The sequence below is a fragment of the Gordonia sp. BP-119 genome (genome assembly GCF_016924115.1).
Lineage (GTDB): Bacteria > Actinomycetota > Actinomycetes > Mycobacteriales > Mycobacteriaceae > Gordonia > Gordonia hongkongensis.
Genome location: NZ_JAFFZF010000030.1, coordinates 57,246 through 73,438, shown reverse-complemented (window position 1 = coordinate 73,438; position 16,193 = coordinate 57,246). Strand labels below are relative to the sequence as shown.

Annotated in this window: 16 protein-coding genes; 8 read left to right on the top strand and 8 right to left on the bottom strand. The window is 67.6% G+C overall.

Going from position 1 to position 16,193, the window contains the following annotated elements:
- Positions 1-143: 143 nt before the first annotated feature.
- Positions 144-998, bottom strand: coding sequence for a glycosyltransferase family 2 protein (locus tag JW364_RS17025; RefSeq protein ID WP_205333200.1), 855 nt, complete (start codon positions 996-998; stop codon positions 144-146).
- A 91-nt stretch (positions 999-1,089) separates the two neighbouring features.
- Here JW364_RS17025 and JW364_RS17020 point away from each other — a divergent pair, with 91 nt between their 5' ends.
- Positions 1,090-1,791, top strand: a complete 702-nt coding sequence (locus JW364_RS17020) for a glycosyltransferase family 2 protein (protein ID WP_205333199.1) — start codon at positions 1,090-1,092, stop codon at positions 1,789-1,791.
- A 7-nt stretch (positions 1,792-1,798) separates the two neighbouring features.
- The gene (locus JW364_RS17015) at positions 1,799-2,152 is read left to right on the top strand and encodes a DUF2304 domain-containing protein (RefSeq protein WP_058251385.1); all 354 of its coding nucleotides are present in this window, start codon (positions 1,799-1,801) and stop codon (positions 2,150-2,152) included.
- On the opposite strand, the gene JW364_RS17010 is transcribed toward JW364_RS17015, so the two are convergent.
- Positions 2,149-2,880 (bottom strand): hypothetical protein, encoded by a 732-nt coding sequence (locus JW364_RS17010; protein WP_205333198.1) that lies wholly within the window; start codon positions 2,878-2,880, stop codon positions 2,149-2,151. The genes JW364_RS17015 and JW364_RS17010 overlap by 4 nt on opposite strands.
- Positions 2,881-3,006: 126 nt before the next feature.
- On the opposite strand from JW364_RS17010, the gene JW364_RS17005 reads away from it, so the two are divergent.
- The 3 genes from JW364_RS17005 to JW364_RS16995 all read left to right on the top strand — a co-directional run bounded on the left by JW364_RS17005 (position 3,007) and on the right by JW364_RS16995 (position 5,426).
- Positions 3,007-3,549: an EXLDI protein gene (locus tag JW364_RS17005; protein WP_205333197.1), complete on the top strand. Its 543-nt coding sequence runs from the start codon at positions 3,007-3,009 to the stop codon at positions 3,547-3,549.
- A gap of 132 nt (positions 3,550-3,681) precedes the next feature.
- Complete coding sequence (locus tag JW364_RS17000) at positions 3,682-4,623, top strand: ABC transporter ATP-binding protein (protein WP_205333196.1); 942 nt, start codon at positions 3,682-3,684, stop codon at positions 4,621-4,623.
- Between the two features lie 8 nt (positions 4,624-4,631).
- On the top strand, positions 4,632-5,426 hold the full coding sequence (locus JW364_RS16995) for an ABC transporter permease (protein ID WP_205333195.1): 795 nt from the start codon (positions 4,632-4,634) through the stop codon (positions 5,424-5,426).
- Between the two features lie 57 nt (positions 5,427-5,483).
- On the opposite strand, the gene JW364_RS16990 is transcribed toward JW364_RS16995, so the two are convergent.
- Positions 5,484-6,101: a dTDP-4-dehydrorhamnose 3,5-epimerase family protein gene (locus tag JW364_RS16990; protein WP_205333194.1), complete on the bottom strand. Its 618-nt coding sequence runs from the start codon at positions 6,099-6,101 to the stop codon at positions 5,484-5,486.
- Between the two features lie 52 nt (positions 6,102-6,153).
- Entirely contained in the window at positions 6,154-7,029 is an 876-nt protein-coding gene (rfbA, locus tag JW364_RS16985; protein WP_065630504.1) for a glucose-1-phosphate thymidylyltransferase RfbA, read from the bottom strand.
- A 130-nt stretch (positions 7,030-7,159) separates the two neighbouring features.
- On the opposite strand from rfbA, the gene rfbB reads away from it, so the two are divergent.
- Positions 7,160-8,164, top strand: a complete 1,005-nt coding sequence (gene rfbB, locus JW364_RS16980) for a dTDP-glucose 4,6-dehydratase (protein ID WP_205333193.1) — start codon at positions 7,160-7,162, stop codon at positions 8,162-8,164.
- Between the two features lie 182 nt (positions 8,165-8,346).
- Positions 8,347-9,366, top strand: coding sequence for a UDP-glucose 4-epimerase GalE (gene galE / locus JW364_RS16975; protein WP_065630506.1), 1,020 nt, complete (start codon positions 8,347-8,349; stop codon positions 9,364-9,366).
- Here the strand turns inward: galE and JW364_RS16970 are convergent.
- The 4 genes from JW364_RS16970 to JW364_RS16955 form a co-directional block, all read right to left on the bottom strand.
- Positions 9,351-10,220 (bottom strand): hydrolase, encoded by an 870-nt coding sequence (locus JW364_RS16970; RefSeq protein ID WP_205333192.1) that lies wholly within the window; start codon positions 10,218-10,220, stop codon positions 9,351-9,353. The two genes, galE and JW364_RS16970, sit on opposite strands and share 16 nt — an antisense overlap.
- A gap of 321 nt (positions 10,221-10,541) precedes the next feature.
- Entirely contained in the window at positions 10,542-12,623 is a 2,082-nt protein-coding gene (locus JW364_RS16965; RefSeq protein ID WP_165630657.1) for a DUF6541 family protein, read from the bottom strand.
- Positions 12,624-12,734: 111 nt separating this feature from the next.
- Positions 12,735-13,997, bottom strand: a complete 1,263-nt coding sequence (locus tag JW364_RS16960; RefSeq protein WP_165630658.1) for an MFS transporter — start codon at positions 13,995-13,997, stop codon at positions 12,735-12,737.
- Positions 13,994-14,659 (bottom strand): GntR family transcriptional regulator, encoded by a 666-nt coding sequence (locus tag JW364_RS16955; protein ID WP_065630510.1) that lies wholly within the window; start codon positions 14,657-14,659, stop codon positions 13,994-13,996. Before JW364_RS16955 ends, JW364_RS16960 begins: the two co-directional genes overlap by 4 nt.
- 267 nt (positions 14,660-14,926) lie before the next feature.
- On the opposite strand from JW364_RS16955, the gene JW364_RS16950 reads away from it, so the two are divergent.
- Positions 14,927-16,123 carry an NADP-dependent malic enzyme gene (locus JW364_RS16950; RefSeq protein ID WP_058251397.1) on the top strand — a complete coding sequence of 399 codons (1,197 nt, stop codon included), beginning with the start codon at positions 14,927-14,929 and terminating at the stop codon, positions 16,121-16,123.
- The last annotated feature ends 70 nt before the right edge of the window (positions 16,124-16,193 follow it).

Here is a 16,193-nt window from a genome sequence, read left to right as displayed (position 1 = left end):
TGGCCACCGCCTGAACCGCGGCACCGCCGCCCCACCTAGATCGATCACCACGACCACACCCCGGAACCGACACATCCCCGCAGCAGGAACCTCAACCCAGGCTGGACCCTAATTCAGCAGGCTCCTAGGGAGCGCAGGCGCTCCTAGCTTCCGGACGAAATCCGCAGCCGGCCGAGGCCCGCCCCGACGCGAGCCGAGAGGTGGTTCAGCCTCGACGTGGCGTGCCATCTCGCGGCGCGCGCCGCCTTCGGCCAGCCGCGCGCCTCGCAACGCTGCGCTTCGTCGGCGAAGAATCGGTTCTCCTCGGCGAACCGCCGACCGTCGACGGCCTGCACGGAACTCACCGAGGCGCGGTGCCTGCGGTAGGAGAAGACGACCTCGGGGTCGTAGACCAGCGATCCGCCGGCACTCGCGAGGTCGACGAGGAGTGCGAGATCGAGGACGATCTCGAGTCCTGGCCGGAACCCGACCTCGCGCACGGCGGCGGTCCGCCACAACAAGGACGGAAAATAGGTCCAGTTGCCGTGGTACAGCGAGGTGGCCAGCCGTTCCCCGGACAGCACGGTCGCCCGCGGCGGCGCGAGAACCGACTTGATCCGGTCACCGAGCGGCGTGACCGGTTGTCCGTTCTCGTCGATGACGTCGACGCCGGGCGCGACGACCGCGGCGTCGGAATGGTGGCGGGCCATCGTACGGACGGTGGCGAGGTAGGCGCGGTGCATCACGTCGTCGCACCCCATGACCACGAACCAGTCGGCGGTGACCAGCTCGACGCAGCGCCGGAAGTTCCCGTTCACACCGAGGTTGGTCTCGTTGCGGAGGTACTGGACCCGGGCGTCGCCGAGCGACTCCAGCCATTGCCGCGGCGTCGGATCCGGGTAGCAGTCGTCGACGACGACGAGCCGGAGGTCCGGGTCGTCCTGGTCGAGCACACTGGTGACGGCTTGCCGGAACTGGGCGACGTCGCCGTAGAACGGCATCATCACGTCGATCGTCACCGGACAAGACTAACCAGGTCCGATCACCATGCAGCCCCCGAGGCGTGCCGGGCGGCAGACCCCGCGCGGAAGCGGGTTAGGGTTGTTGACCATGGCCGAACCCAGTACCAACGCCGACGTGTGGCTGGTGGTGCCCGTCTTCAACGAGGGCCAGGTGATCCGCGAGGTGGCGGCCAAGGCCCGCGAGACGTTTCCCAACATCGTCTGCGTCGACGACGGCAGCTCGGACAACTCGGCCGAGCAGATCCGGGCCGCCGGGGTGCATCTGGTTCGGCACCCGGTGAACCTCGGTCAGGGCGCCGCGATCCAGACCGGCGTCGAGTACGCGCGTCGCCGGCCGGGGGCACGGTTCTTCGTGACCTTCGACGCCGACGGGCAGCACCAGGTTAACGACGTGTCGGCCATGATCGAACGCTTACGACGCGAGCCGGTCGACATCATCGTCGGGACCCGCTTCGCCGATGGTCGCAGCGAATCGGTTCCTATCCTGCGCCGGATGGCGTTGCGCACCATCGTGTTCCTGAGCCCACGCACCCGTCGCCTCGGATTGTCCGACGCGCACAACGGACTTCGGGCGTTCAACAAGACCGTGGCCGATGAGCTCGACCTGCTCATGAGCGGGATGAGCCACGCGTCGGAGTTCATCGCGCTCATCGATCACCACCGGTGGCGGGTGGCCGAACAACCGGTGACGATCCTCTACACCGACTACTCGCGGGCGAAGGGACAGTCGCTGATCAACGGGGTCAACATCGTCGCCGATGGCCTGTTCCACACCCGGATGAGGAAGTGATGCCACGATGATCTGGTTCCAGATCCTCGCGATCCTGGGTCTGGTCGCGCTCGTCGGGTTCTTCGTGGTGAACCGGGGCACGGCCCGCGCGTCGGCAGGCGTGAAGCTGCTGTTCGTCGCGTTCATCGGCTTCGGCCTCTACGCGATGCTGCGGCAGGACGACGTCACATGGGTGGCCAACAAAATCGGCATCCAACGCGGCCTCGACCTGGTCCTGTTCCTGCTGGTCATCGCATTCGCCTTCACGACGGTGTCGACGTATCTGCGGTTCCGCGACCTGGAGGTCAAGTACGCGCGGCTGGCCCGCGCGATCGCGCTGCAGGACGCGGAGCGCGAGAACCATTCCGGAACGGGCGACTAGCTCCGGACCGTCATCGACTGCGCCGCGACCCTCCCCGACTCCAGCCGATCGTGCGCACCATCGGCGGCGGAACGGCTTTCGGCCGCGGCCACCTGGAACATGGTGGCGACGATGGAGGCGTACAACACCAGCTCACCGAAGTTGCCGAGCCAGAGAACCGACGTGCCGGCGGCGGCGGTGACGAGCATCGTCACCGAGCCGAGCAACAACCACAGCGACCGGGCCTGTCGCCGGGCCGCAATTCCGATCGCGATGAGGATCAACACGGTGCCCAGAGCGGGGACCGGCGGGCCGGCAGCGGCGGCGTTGGCGTACCGCAGCGCATCACCGTCGGTCGCCGGCGTCAGCTCCAGCGCCACGAAGCACTCGACGATCCCGACGACCACCAATGCGGCGACGAGAACGGCCCCGACCACGACCACCGGGCGACTCCACCGCACACCCAGACGCCAGGCGAGCACGGCCGCGGCGACAACGATCAGCGGAGTCATCAGCCCGTGAATCCAGAAGCGCGGCAGGTTGATCGCGTACAGGAGGTCACCGAAGCCGACGAACCGTCCCACCGCAACCGCCATGTTGTCGAATGTCAGTGCCACGCCGAGCAGGACCACCAACCAGGTCACGGCCCCACCCGACCGCCTCAGGCGGAACGCACACGCCGTCAACGCGATCATCCCCAGCCCTATCGCGCCCATGATCGCCGAATCTCCGATCACTCCAGTGAGCATCTGCTCGCCACCTCCCATCGCTCAGCTTACTGAACGATTCGGAGCCGTCACCCTTACGGGCTGCCCTCCCGGATGCAGTTTCACCAATCCCTTGCGTCTACGTATACATCTACATATAGTTACCGCATGCCCAACAAGACTATCTACGTCTCCGACGAGGACCTCAAAGTCCTCGAACGCGCTCAACAGGTGTCGGGAGGCAATCTCTCCGGCGCAGTCGTCGAGGCACTGCGCGCGTACGTGCGGGCAGCCGACTACCGCGACGCCGGTTACGACGAGGTCGTCCTGCGCGACGGTCCCGACGGAGTGCGTCGTAAACGATTCTTCGGCAGACTCCTCGCCGAAGAGACCGAGTACGACGAAACCACCGGCAATGCAACCAAATTGACCGCATACGAAGGGCGGACCGGCAAGATCGTCCTCGCGGTCCACCACGTCGACTGGGCGAACTACGGGGTGACACATCGCCAGAAGACCGGTAACTGGCTGAAAGACCTGACCGGCCTTCCCAGTGTCCGCAGCCTGTTCACCGCCGACCTACCCGACTGGGGTGACTACCGCGTCGACATCGTCGACTCTCCCGACCAGCTCAAATCGCTTGTTCCCGAACGCTTCTACGCACGTACCGCAGCCGCCCTCCGACCCGAGGTCGAAGACCTGGACGTGTGAACCCCACCCGACCGCACCGCTAGAACAACCGAGTACTTCCCGGCGACGTCCATCAGGGACGGTCGTCTACCCACACATGCATATATGCGCATGAGTTTATGCCTGGACCCATCAACCACAGGGAGCACGATCATGACAACAACCGCCATCCGCGCCACCGGACTCACGAAGTCCTTCGGCGACCACACCGTCCTCGACGGTATCGATCTCGAAGTGCCCGCGGGCACGGTGTTCGCCCTGCTCGGACCCAACGGCTCCGGGAAGACGACCACCGTGAAGATTCTGTCCACGCTATCGCAACAGGACGCCGGTGAGGTGGAGGTCGCCGGACTCGATCCGCGGACCAACCGCGCCGAGATCTGCGCGCAGATCGGCCTGACCGGGCAGTTCGCCGCCGTCGACACGTTGCTGACCGGGCGGGAGAACCTCACCATGGTCGCCCGCCTGCGACATCTCTCGAAAGCGGCGACCCGCGAACGGGTCGACCGGTTGCTGCACGACTTCGACCTCACCGACGCCGCGGACCGTCGGGTCGCCGAGTACTCCGGCGGCATGACCAGACGCCTCGACCTGGCCATGACGTTGGTGGGCGAACCGTCGATCATCTTTCTCGACGAGCCGACGACCGGACTCGATCCACGGTCCCGCCGCGCGGTCTGGGACACCGTCCGCGGTCTCGTCGCGGGCGGCACCACCATCTTCCTCACCACGCAGTACCTCGAGGAAGCGGATCACCTCGCGGACCGGATCGCCGTGCTCGACCGCGGCCGCATCGTGGCCGAGGGGACGGCGGCCGAACTGAAGCGTCTCGTGCCGGGCGGATACATCCGGATCGACTTCACGAACGCCGACGACCTCGAACAGGCGCGGTCGCAGTTCCCCTCGGCGGTCGACACCCCGGGCGAGAACACCCTCGCCGTCCCCGGTGGCGCCGGGATCGGCGCTGTCCGCGGCGTGCTCGCCACCCTCGACGACGCCCGGATCGACGCTGCCGGGATCTCGGTCCACACACCGGATCTCGACGACGTCTTCCTCACCATCACCGGCCGCACCGCCGCTACCACCGCCAACTAGGAGAAGTCATGACCACCACGCTCGACCACACCCTGTCCGACTCCGCGGTGATGGTGCGCCGCAACCTGATCCGGCTACGGCGCTACCCCACGATGATGTTCTCCACGATTGCGATGCCGGTCGTGATCCTGCTGATGATGACCTACTTCTTCGGCGGTGCCATCGAGAGCGCCCTCGCCGCGGACGGACCGCTGGACGGCAAGTACATCAACTATCTTCTCCCCGGCCTACTGCTCTTCGTGCCGTCGTTCCTGACGGTGGCGGTTGCGGTCTCGGTCAATCAGGACGTCACCGAGGGCATCATCAATCGGTTGCGATCACTGGCCACTCCGCCGACAGCGATCCTGGCCGGACACTTCGTCGGCGCCCTCATCCAAGGTGTGGTCGCGGTCTGCTTCCTGCTCGCGGTCGCGTTCGCGATGGGCTTCCGTGCCGACGCAAGCCTTCTCGACTGGTTCGCGGCCGGCGGACTGCTCCTGCTACTGACCGCCGGCCACGTGTGGATCGCGGTTGCCATGGGCGTCGTCGCGCCGAATCCGGAGAGTGCGAGCAACATGCCGCTGCCGCTGCTGTTCCTGCCCTATCTGGGCAGTGGGCTGGTCCCGACCGACAGCATGCCCAACGGTGTCCGCCAGTTCGCCGAGTACCAGCCGTTCAGTCCCATCGCCGACACGCTGCGCGGACTCCTCATGGGTCTCGACATCAGTGATCGCTGGCCGTGGGCGCTGGGATGGTGCGTGGTGTTCCTGGTGGTCGGCTACTTCTGGGCGGTCACCGCGTTTCGGCGATCCACTACCGGCTGACGCTTCCCGCCCTGCGACGTGTACGGCTCGCGCCGTGCACGTTTCGGCGTTCGCGCCTCAGTCCCGCAGCGAACCCAGGAAGTCGGCCACCTCGTCGTGGTTCGGCAGCAGACCCGACTCGCGCGCCTCGGTGAGCCCCGGTGCCGCGGTGTCCTTCGGCGAGAGTTCGAACTCCAGCGGCGAACCGTCCCGGGCGTGCGTCGGCCATTCGATACCCAATTCCGGATCAAGCGGGTTGATGCCGTGCTCACCCGTCGGGTTATATCCGGTGGAACAGAGGTAGGTCACGGTCGAATTGTCGGCGAGCGCGCAGAACGCGTGGCCGAGACCCTCGGACAGGTAGACCGCACGACGATCCACGTCATCGAGCAGGACGGTGTCGTAGGTACCGAAAGTGGGTGAGCCGACGCGGATGTCGACGATGACGTCGAGAATCGCCCCGGTGGGGCAGGTGACGTACTTCGCCTGCCCGGGCGGGACGTCGGCGAAGTGCACGCCGCGCAGCACCCCGGCCGCGGACACCGAGAGATTCACCTGCGCGAGGTCGAAGCGGTGGCCGATGGTCTCGGCGATCACGTCCGCCTTGAACGCCTCGGCGAACAACCCACGGGCATCGCCGTGTTGGACCGGGGTGAACTCCCACGCTCCGTCGATGGCGAGCCGGCGGACCTTCATGCGGACACCTTTCCCAGAGTCGGTCGTCGGATATGCGCCTCGGGGGCGGCGCTTAGAAACCCTTGCCCCGCTGCAACAGTTCGAGCAGGTAGTCACCGTAACCCGACTTGCGGAGTTTGTCGGCACGAGCCCGCAACTCCTCGTCGGAGAGATAGCCTTGCCGCCACGCGATCTCTTCTGGGACAGCGATTTTGAGTCCCTGACGTTGTTCGACGGTGCGGACGAAGTTGCCGGCGTCGAGGAGGCTGTCGAACGTGCCGGTGTCGAGCCACGCCGTGCCGCGCGGCAGGACGGTGACCGACAGTTTGCCGCGGTCGAGGTAGTGGGCGTTGACGTCGGTGATCTCGTACTCGCCGCGGGAGCTGGGGCGCAGATTGCGGGCGATGTCGACGACATCGTTGTCGTAGAAGTACAGACCGGGCACCGCGAAGTTCGACTTCGGTTGTGCCGGTTTCTCTTCCAGCGAGATAGCGGTGCCGTCGGCATCGAAGTCGACCACGCCGTAGGCCTCCGGGTTGGCGACCCAGTAGGCGAACACCGCACCGCCGTCGACGTTCTCGAAACCCTGCAACCGGCTGCCGAGTCCGGGGCCGTAGAAGATGTTGTCGCCGAGGACGAGAGCCACCGAGTCTGTACCGATGTGGTCGGCGCCGAGGACAAAGGCCTGCGCGAGTCCGTCCGGGGAGGGCTGGGTCTTGTAGGTGAGGTCGATGCCGAACTGGTCGCCGTTGCCGAGCAGGTTCTCGAAGGCCGGGGCGTCGTGCGGGGTGGTGATGATCAGGATGTCGCGGATCCCGGCCAGCATGAGCGTTGAGAGCGGGTAATAGATCATCGGCTTGTCGTAGACCGGGACGAGTTGCTTGCTCACCCCCTGCGTGATGGGGTGCAGCCGCGTGCCCGTACCGCCGGCCAGGATGATCCCTTTCATGGCGATCAGGGTAATGCCCGCGGCCTTTCGCGACGGCACGCGAGTCGCACCGCTGCGCTCACCCGAGGCGAGCAGGTCGGCTGCTCGGTAGAGTGACTGCGACCATCGACCTCGACGAAAGGCGCCGCGCGTGCGTGTTCTCGTGACCGGGGGTGCCGGGTTCATCGGCGCCAACTTCGTGCTGCGCACCCTGACGACCCGCCCTGACGTCTCGATCCGGGTCCTGGACAAACTCACCTACGCCGCCAACCCCGACACCCTCGCCCCGGTCGCCGATCGCGTCGAACTCATCGAGGGCGACATCACCGACGCCGCCCTGGTCGGCCGACTCGTCGCCGAAGCAGACCTCGTCGTGCACTTCGCCGCCGAATCCCACAACGACAACTCCCTGGCCGACCCGTCGGCGTTCGTCTCCACCAACCTCGTGGGCACCTACACCCTGCTCGAAGCCGTCCGCGCCCACCAGGTGCGCTACCACCACATCAGCACCGACGAGGTCTACGGCGACCTCGATCTAGACGACCCGGCCCGCTTCACCGAACAGACCGCCTACAACCCGTCGAGCCCCTACTCCTCGACCAAAGCCGGCAGCGACCTGCTCGTGCGCGCCTGGGTCCGCTCCTTCGGCGTGGCCGCGACCATCTCCAACTGCTCCAACAACTACGGCCCGTACCAGCACATCGAGAAGTTCATCCCCCGCCAGATCACCAACGTGCTCTCCGGGGTGCGCCCCAAGCTCTACGGCGACGGCCGCAACGTCCGCGACTGGATCCACGTCGACGACCACAACGACGCCGTGTGGACCATCATCGACCGCGGCCAGATCGGCGAGACCTACCTCATCGGCGCCGACGGCGAGGTCGACAACCGCACCGTCGTGGAAACCATCCTCGAACTCCTCGACCAGCCCGCCGACGCCTTCGACTTCGTCACCGACCGCCCCGGCCACGACCGCCGCTACGCCATCGACTCCACCCGCCTGCGCACCGAACTCGGCTGGACCCCCAACTACCTCGACTTCCGCGCCGGCCTCGCCGCCACCATCGACTGGTACCGCGACCACCCCGGCTGGTGGCAACCCGCCAAGGAAGCCGTCGAACAGAAGTACGCCACCACCGAACGCGTCACCGGCTGACCGGCACCTCCGCTGATCGAGCCGGCCCCTCCGCTGGTTAAGCCGACACCTCCGCTGGTTGACCCGGCCCCCCGCTGGTTGAGCCGGCCCCGAGCGAAGCGAGGCGCCGAGTCGAAGCCACCTGGTGACCTCCATGCAGTCCACTTGGCCCATTCCCAGGGTCGCCGCTTACGGTGGTCGTCATGCGCGTACTCGTGAGCGGAGGAGCGGGCTACATCGGCTCGCACACCGTCATCCAATTGGTCTCGGCCGGACACGACGTCGTCATCGTCGACGATTTCAGCAACGCCAAGCCGGCCGTCGTCGGCCGGCTCGAGGCACTGACCGACCGTTCCATCCCCGTCCACGCCTTCGACCTCGCCGACGTCGACAAGACCGAACACTTCTTCGCCCACGAGGACATCGACGCGGTCATCCACTTCGCGGGGTTCAAGGCGGTAGGCGAGTCGGTGGCCAAGCCGCTCGACTATTACCAGAACAACCTCGGCACCACGTTCGCCCTGCTCCGCGCGATGGAGCGCCACGACGTGCACACGCTGGTGTTCTCGTCGTCGGCAACGGTCTACGGCGCCGAGCCACAGTTGCCGATGACCGAGGACCTACCCACGTCGGCGACCAACCCGTACGGCTGGACCAAGGTGATGATCGAGCAGATCCTGCGCGATGTCGCCGCCAGTTCGGACGTGTGGCGCATCGCGGCACTGCGGTACTTCAATCCGGTGGGCGCGCATCCGAGCGGGCAGATCGGCGAGGACCCGTCGGGCATTCCGAACAACCTGATGCCGTTCGTCGCGCAGGTCGCGGTCGGCCGGCGCGAGAAGCTGGCGGTCTTCGGCAACGACTACGACACCCCCGACGGCACCGGCGTGCGCGACTACATCCACGTCGACGACCTGGCCGCCGGCCACGTCGCGGCCCTCGACCGCATCAGCACCGGCGAGACCGGCATGTCGACCTGGAATCTCGGTACGGGGCAAGGTGTTTCCGTCTTGGAGGTCGTGCACGCGTTCGAGAAGGCCAGTGGGCGCCCCATCCCCTACGAGGTCGCCCCGCGGCGGGCCGGCGACATCGCCGCGTCCTACGCCGATCCGACCCGGGCGAACGACGACCTGAACTGGCACGCCGCCAAGACAATCGACGACATGTGCGCCGACACCTGGCGCTGGCAGTCGGGCAACCCGAAGGGCTACCCGGACGCCTGACTCGAACCGGCAGGTCCTCGGGCCGGCGCGTGCGGATCGTCGGGATCGACGATCGAGTCGGTGACCCAGCCGATGTAGCGCCGCGCCGAACTGTCCACCACGTCCCGGGCGTTCTCGGCCACGACGACACCGAACGCGTCGTAGAGCCGGTCGAACCGAAGTTCGTTCACCCGGTCGACGATGTGGCGGACGAGCCGCGGTGACAGCGGGATCATGTTCGGGTAGCTGCGCATGAAGGTCACCATGCCGGATTGCATCACGCCCTTGATGGTGTCGCCGGTCAGCACCGCACCCCGGCCGTCGGCGGCGTCGGGAAGGTGTAGCACCGCGCTGCCGGGGAAATGACCGCCGCACTGGACGAGTCGCACCCCGCCGAGGACTTCGGTGGTGTCCGACCAGAAGCGCACGACGGGGTCGGGTCGGGTGACCCATCGCCGGTCGGAGTCGTTGTAGTACACCGGAACTCGACCGAATCGATGACTGAGCGAGACGCTCGCGCCCACCAGATGGGGGTGACTCGCGGCGATGGCGGCGACCCCGCCGTGCTGCTCCAGCCAGTCGACGAGGGACGGCCCGAGGAAACCCGGCGGTTCCCAGAGGATGTTCCCGTCGGGAGTCGCGACGAGCAGGGCACGCTGCCCGATCCCCACGGAGGGTTGCACCGTCAGCGCGGTCAGACCGGGCTCCAGTTCGTGGGCGGTCAGCGCGTTGTCGGCGGTCTCGTCGAGCGGAGTCCAGCTGGGACCGCTGACCGGAAGCCACTGCCGGTCGTCGTCGCAGATCGGGCACATCGCGGGCGGCGTCTCGCCCGGCGGGAACTCGTTGGCGCAGAAGACACACATCCAGGGCCGCATGTCCCGACGCTAGCCCGTGCCCGCTCGTCGAACGGGGTGAATGGCCGCCCTCGCTCCGTGAGGTGCGAGACGCGACCCCACTGCTCCCCGAGGAGCGAGACGCGGCCCCACTGCTCCCTAATCCTAAAGAAGCGACCCCATTGCTCCCTGAGGTGTGAGGAGCGATAGCGACGAGCCACGAAGGGCCTGGTGAGACACGTTGCGGAGCCCTTCGTGGCTCGCTTCGCTCGCACCTCAGGGAGCATGAGTTCAGTCGCCCAGGATTGGTCTTCCGTGGCCCACGACGGCCGCCGAGCCGCAGTTACTGAGGAGCGGAGACACTCAGGGCGCGGGCGGCGGCGGGTAGACGAGGTCGTTGACGCGGTAGACCACCGCGTCGCCGCGGCGGAACACCTCGGTCAATCCGGGAGCGCCGTTCTGACGCAACGCCAGGAAGGGGTCGCCCTGGTGACCACGGGCGGGGTCGGGCATGCCGCGCTGGAACTCCCAGTAACTCGGCGGCGAGTCGATCACGTAGTGCACGTTCATGTCTCGCACGATCTGGTCGATGTCCGGGTCGGCGCCGATCTCCGACACACCCCAGAACAGGTCGCGCTGCCGCTCGGAGAACTCGTTGGCCCGGTAGAAGGGGAACATCGGGGTGACCCCGGTGACCGGGTACAGCCAGCCGGTGCCCTGGTCGAGGTTGTTGAGGACGAGGACGTCCTGGGCGTCGGGTTGCGCGGCGAGCCACTCGTAGGCGGCGAGATCGTCGGGCCCGACATACTTGCCGCCCCGCTCCTTCGACGCGATCTGCGCGTTCGGCGGATAACGCACGACGGCGGCGCCGGCGATCAGCCCCAGCAACACCACGTATGTCGCGGCCACCACCCAGCGCGCCTTCCCCGAAGTCGCCTCGGCCTTCTCCTGACCGTCGGCCGGTTCCGACGCCACGCGGCGTCGGACCAGACCTGCGACGCCGAGCGCGAGAACCCCGATCGCGACGCCTGCCGCCGCGGCCGAGAGGATCGCGACCACGAACGTGAGCCGGTGGGGTGAGTTGTAGAAGTAGCCGCCGATCGCCCCGAGCGGGTAGGACAGCGGCCCCAGGGACACCATCGCGTTGGCGGTCACCAGGGCGAACACGAACCATGCGACCAGGCCGGCCCAGCATCGCAGCCATACGAGCGCGATCAGCCCGAGCAGGGTGACGACGATCAGCGGCCACACCGGGAAGTGGTCGAGCTCGAGCGGGATCGTCCCGTTGAACGCGCCCTTGACGAGCCCGTCGAGAACGCCGATCGTCTCCTCACGGAAGTCGAAGAACGGGAGTTCGTTGGTGTCGGCGACCCGGATGGTGCCCAGGACGACCGGTGCGATGAGGACCAGCGTCACCACCGCCGTGACGGCCAGCGTCGCGAGATCGCGCAGGCGACCGGCGACCGGACGCCACAGACCCTCGCACAGCCACCAGAGGCCGACGATCACGCCGACGACGATCAGGCCGGAGGGGTGGGTGGCGGTCACACCGGCCACGGCCAGCGCGGCCGGCAGCACACGCGATCTGTCCGACACCACGCTCATCACGAGGACGGCGGCGACCGGCGCCAGGCTCACGCCGACCGCGTTCGGCACCGAGGTCAGCTGGACCTCGACGTAGGGCAGGGACGGGAACAGCGCGCTCAGCGCACCCGCTGTACCGGCGATGAGAGCCGACGAGTCGACGTCGTAGCGGTGCCGCGCGAACCAGTAGGCCAGCGACGCGACACCGAGCGGAACGGTGATCGCCAGCACGGCGGGCGAATACGTGTTGTAGAGCTCGACCGGGTCGGTACCGGTCAGCGGGAACAGCAACGCACCCAGCGCATGCCAGGTGTTCGGGTAGTAGTTGAACCCCTGGGTGTCGTAGTTCATCAGCTCGCCCATCCGCATGGCCGAGCCGACGCCCGTCTCGTGGATCCAGCGCAGCGAACTGGCGTGCCACAACGAATCCCACACCTGCGAGATGTTGCCGAGACCGGCGAATGCGGTCGTCGCGATCGGCCGGATACAGGTGACGGCGATGACGAGTCCACCGAGTCCGAGCCCGGCGGCGACCCTCACCACCGCGGTCCGTCCCACGCGGGATTCGCCGTCGGCGTCGGGTACCGGCGCCAGCCGCTGACCCCAGCGGGTGAGCAGCAGTGCCGAGTAGACCCAGGCACCGCCGACCGCGAAGACCAGACCCACCAGGGCCGAGACGGCATTCCACTCGAAGCCGACGACGGAGTACAGCACCGTCAGGATCGAGACCAGGGCGAACGTGATGGGCGGACCGGCGGCCAGCGCGACCGGCCACGGGAGGTTCATCCGTCGGCCGACGAACGCGCCGGGCAGGATGAGCACGAGCGCGGTCACGACGACGACCCATGCTCCCAGCATCATCGTCTGCGCCTTTCCACACTCGCCCGCTGCACTCCCCGTCGCACCGCGGTGTCACTGCGCGGTGCCTGATCAAACTCTCAGCAGGTTACCGGGTGGTCGATCGACGACGCGTCACCGTGTGCGGGCGGCCCCGGCGGCCGAGCCTGCCATTGCGGCGGTACCGGGTTCGTCGACGGGCGCACCGTGGCGACGATGTCCGAGCAGAGCGACGATCAGGCTCATCATCGCGGCGACGGCGCCGAAGCCGAACATGACCGGGTAGGTGATCGCCGGCCAGCTCTCCGAGATCCAGGCCAGAACCGCCGGAACCCCGAAGCCGAGGTAGGTCACGCCGTAGAACACGGCCGTGAGCCCGGCGAGGTCGTCGGGTCCGGCGATGCGCTGCACCTCCAGCAGGCCGACGATCATCGCCATGCCGTATCCGCAGCCGAGCAGCGTCGACGCCAGGAGCGCGACCCATACGGTCAGCACGTGTGCCGCCACGGCCGCGAGGACCATTCCGGCCACGAGCACCACGAAGGCGACGACGACACCGCGGAGACTCCCCGGCCGGTTGATCCGCCGACCCAACGACTGGATGCCGAAACCGGCGGACAGGCCGAGGACGCAGCACAGGCCGGCGAACGCGATCGGCGCTCCCGCGGTGCGGGCGGACATGAGGGCGGGGACGATCGCGTAACCCGATGCGGCGGCACCGAAAACCCAGGGCGCCAGTGGCAGCACGACGAACAGGAAACGACAATGGCCCGCGGACGGGATGCGCAGGTCGTCACGCAGACGCCCCGGCGAGTCTTGTCTGGGACGTGTCTCCGGCACCAGCACGATCAGGTTCGTCGCGACGACCGCGACGACGATGTTGATCAGGTACGGCAGCACATGCGGCCACGGCCCCCACTGCGCGAGCACCCCGGCCACCCCGGCGCCGACGCCGAAGCCGGCGGTGAGACTCATGGCCGCGCGACCGGCGCCGGCACCCGTCTGCGCACCGTCTCGGTCGGAGAGTTCCTTGATCCAACTCCCGCCCACGGCCATCGAGAGACCCAGCGCGATGCCGCTGCACACCCGCCCGGCGGTCAGCAGTGCCACCGACTCCGAGCCCGCGGCCAGCAGTCCCGAGCCGACCGCCGCGAACAGCGGGGCGGGCAGCATGAGTGGCCGTCGGCCCAGCCGATCCGACAACGGGCCGCCGATCAGCAGGGCGGGCACGATGCCCAGGACGTAGGCGAAGAGCAACGCGTCGACGACGACCGGCGACATGTCGGTGATCTGCCGGTACATGACCAGCAGCGGCGTGAATTCGTTGCCGCCCCACGCGGTGGCGAACACGGCGAGCGCGACGGCGGGCCATCCGAAGCGCGCGCGGTCGGCGCTCATGCCGGTGCCCCGGGGAGGTCGTGCCCGGGTAGATCGTGAACCGCGACGAGGTGGCCGGCGAGCAGGGTGTCGAAACGTTCGGCGTCGGCGGACTCGATCGCGTCGAGGAGCGCGCGGTGGTCGTCGAGGATTCGGGCCGCGACACTCGCGTCCCGGTGCACCGACGCCGTCGTCATCCGTCGATGCCGCTCCCCGAGCGTGGTGTAGAAGCCGGACAGCAATGCGTTGTCGCCGGCGGCGGCGATGAGCTGATGGAACTCGGCGTCGATGCGGGAGAACTCTCGGATGTCCGAGGCGTCGGACCGACGATGGGCGTCGAGGTTGGCGCGCAGACTCCGCACGAGTCCGGCCACCGCGCCCGGCCGGCCGACGACCGCACGCACCGCGTGCCGTTCGAGGAGCAGGCGTGCGTCCACGACGTCGCGGATCTCGCGCTCACCGATGGGGACCACGAGGGCTCCCCGTTTCGGGTAGAGACGCATCCAGCCTTCGGTCTCCAACCGCAGGAACGCCTCGCGCACCGGAGTACGGCTCACCGAGCACTTCGCGGCGATCTCACCCTCGCTGATCAGCTCACCGCCGGCGATCGCGTTTGTGAGAATTTGCTCCTTGACCTCGACATATACCCGCTCAGCAGCGGATTCGGACGTCGCATGCAACATAGACACAAGTTGTACCTTATCAATGATCATTGGACACTTCACCTGGGCCGACCCACCTTCCGGAACGATCCCAGACGGTGAGACACTTAATCCGGCCGTAACGAGCGTCACCCCGCTCACACGAGCCCGGCCCGCGTCCGCTGAGCTCACCTGCTCGCGTCGATGCGGATCACTTCTAGCTCGCGGGCAGCGTGGCCGGCGAGACGATGCAACCCGCATTTTCGCGGCTTTTCAGGAGGACCCGTGACGAGCACGGAGGACACACGTATGGGTGAGACCCCCTACACCGAACCCACGATCGCCGACCACCCCATCACCGACGAAGAGATCTTCTTGGCCCACGTCGGCGGCAAGCTCTCGGTGGAGCTGCGCGCACCCATCGACACCCAGCGCGACCTGTCGATCGCCTACACCCCGGGTGTGGCCCAGGTGTCGCGTGCGATCGACACCGATGCGACCCTGGTGAACAAGTACACCTGGACCGATCGCCTGGTCGCAGTGGTGAGCGACGGCTCGGCGGTCCTCGGACTCGGCGACATCGGCCCCCGCGCCTCGCTGCCGGTCATGGAGGGCAAGTCCGCACTGTTCCGCAGCTTCGCCGGACTCAACTCGATCCCCATCGTTCTCGACACCCAGGATCCCGACGAGATCGTCGAGACCCTCATCCGACTCCGCCCGAGCTTCGGCGCCGTGAACCTCGAGGACATCTCCGCGCCGCGCTGCTTCGAGATCGAGCGCCGCGTCATCGAGGCCCTCGACTGCCCGGTCATGCACGACGACCAGCACGGCACCGCGATCGTCGTCCTCGCCGCCCTCAAGGGCGCGACGACCCACCTCGGCCGCGATCTCGCCGGCCTGAAGGTCGTGATCTCCGGCGCCGGTGCCGCGGGTGTCGCGTGCGCGAACATCCTTCTGGCAGTGGGCATCTCCGATGTCGTCGTGTTGGATTCCAAGGGCATCGTGTCTGCGGGACGTGACGGCCTGAACGAGTCGAAGAGCGAACTGGCGTCACGCACCAACCCGCGCGGGCTGACCGGTGGCGCGGTCGAGGCGCTCGCCGGCGCCGACGTCTTCATCGGTGTGTCGGCAGGTCTGATCCCCGAAGAGCTCATCGCGTCGATGAACGACGATTCGATCGTCTTCGCCCTGTCGAACCCCGACCCGGAGATCCATCCGGAGGCCGCCGCCAAGTACGCGGCGATCGTCGCGACCGGGCGCAGCGACTTCCCGAACCAGATCAACAACGTGCTCGCCTTCCCCGGCGTCTTCAAGGGTGCGCTCGACGCCGGTGCACGACGCATCAGCGAGGGCATGAAAATCGCTGCGGCCGAAGCCATCTTCTCGGTCGTCGCCGACGACCTGCGCGCCGACCGCATCGTGCCCAGCCCGCTCGACGACCGGGTCGCCCCGGCGGTCGCGGCCGCCGTCGCCGACGTCGCCCGCGCCGAGGGGCATTGCTCCTAGCCGTAGGGCTTCGATCTCGACTGAAAACCACCCTCCAGGAGGGCGCCGACGGCAATTTGTCGTCGGTCCG

Excerpts from the sequence above, each read along its gene's own strand:
- JW364_RS17020 (WP_205333199.1), top strand. The coding sequence starts at position 1,090 with ATGGCCGAACCCAGTACCAACGCCGACGTGTGGCTGGTGGTGCCCGTC.
- JW364_RS17015 (WP_058251385.1), top strand. The coding sequence starts at position 1,799 with ATGATCTGGTTCCAGATCCTCGCGATCCTGGGTCTGGTCGCGCTCGTC.
- JW364_RS17010 (WP_205333198.1), bottom strand. The coding sequence starts at position 2,880 with ATGCTCACTGGAGTGATCGGAGATTCGGCGATCATGGGCGCGATAGGG.
- JW364_RS17005 (WP_205333197.1), top strand. The coding sequence starts at position 3,007 with ATGCCCAACAAGACTATCTACGTCTCCGACGAGGACCTCAAAGTCCTC.
- JW364_RS17000 (WP_205333196.1), top strand. The coding sequence starts at position 3,682 with ATGACAACAACCGCCATCCGCGCCACCGGACTCACGAAGTCCTTCGGC.
- JW364_RS16995 (WP_205333195.1), top strand. The coding sequence starts at position 4,632 with ATGACCACCACGCTCGACCACACCCTGTCCGACTCCGCGGTGATGGTG.
- JW364_RS16990 (WP_205333194.1), bottom strand. The coding sequence starts at position 6,101 with ATGAAGGTCCGCCGGCTCGCCATCGACGGAGCGTGGGAGTTCACCCCG.
- rfbA (WP_065630504.1), bottom strand. The coding sequence starts at position 7,029 with ATGAAAGGGATCATCCTGGCCGGCGGTACGGGCACGCGGCTGCACCCC.
- galE (WP_065630506.1), top strand. The coding sequence starts at position 8,347 with ATGCGCGTACTCGTGAGCGGAGGAGCGGGCTACATCGGCTCGCACACC.
- JW364_RS16970 (WP_205333192.1), bottom strand. The coding sequence starts at position 10,220 with ATGCGGCCCTGGATGTGTGTCTTCTGCGCCAACGAGTTCCCGCCGGGC.
- JW364_RS16965 (WP_165630657.1), bottom strand. The coding sequence starts at position 12,623 with ATGATGCTGGGAGCATGGGTCGTCGTCGTGACCGCGCTCGTGCTCATC.
- JW364_RS16960 (WP_165630658.1), bottom strand. The coding sequence starts at position 13,997 with ATGAGCGCCGACCGCGCGCGCTTCGGATGGCCCGCCGTCGCGCTCGCC.
- JW364_RS16955 (WP_065630510.1), bottom strand. The coding sequence starts at position 14,659 with ATGTTGCATGCGACGTCCGAATCCGCTGCTGAGCGGGTATATGTCGAG.
- JW364_RS16950 (WP_058251397.1), top strand. The coding sequence starts at position 14,927 with ATGGGTGAGACCCCCTACACCGAACCCACGATCGCCGACCACCCCATC.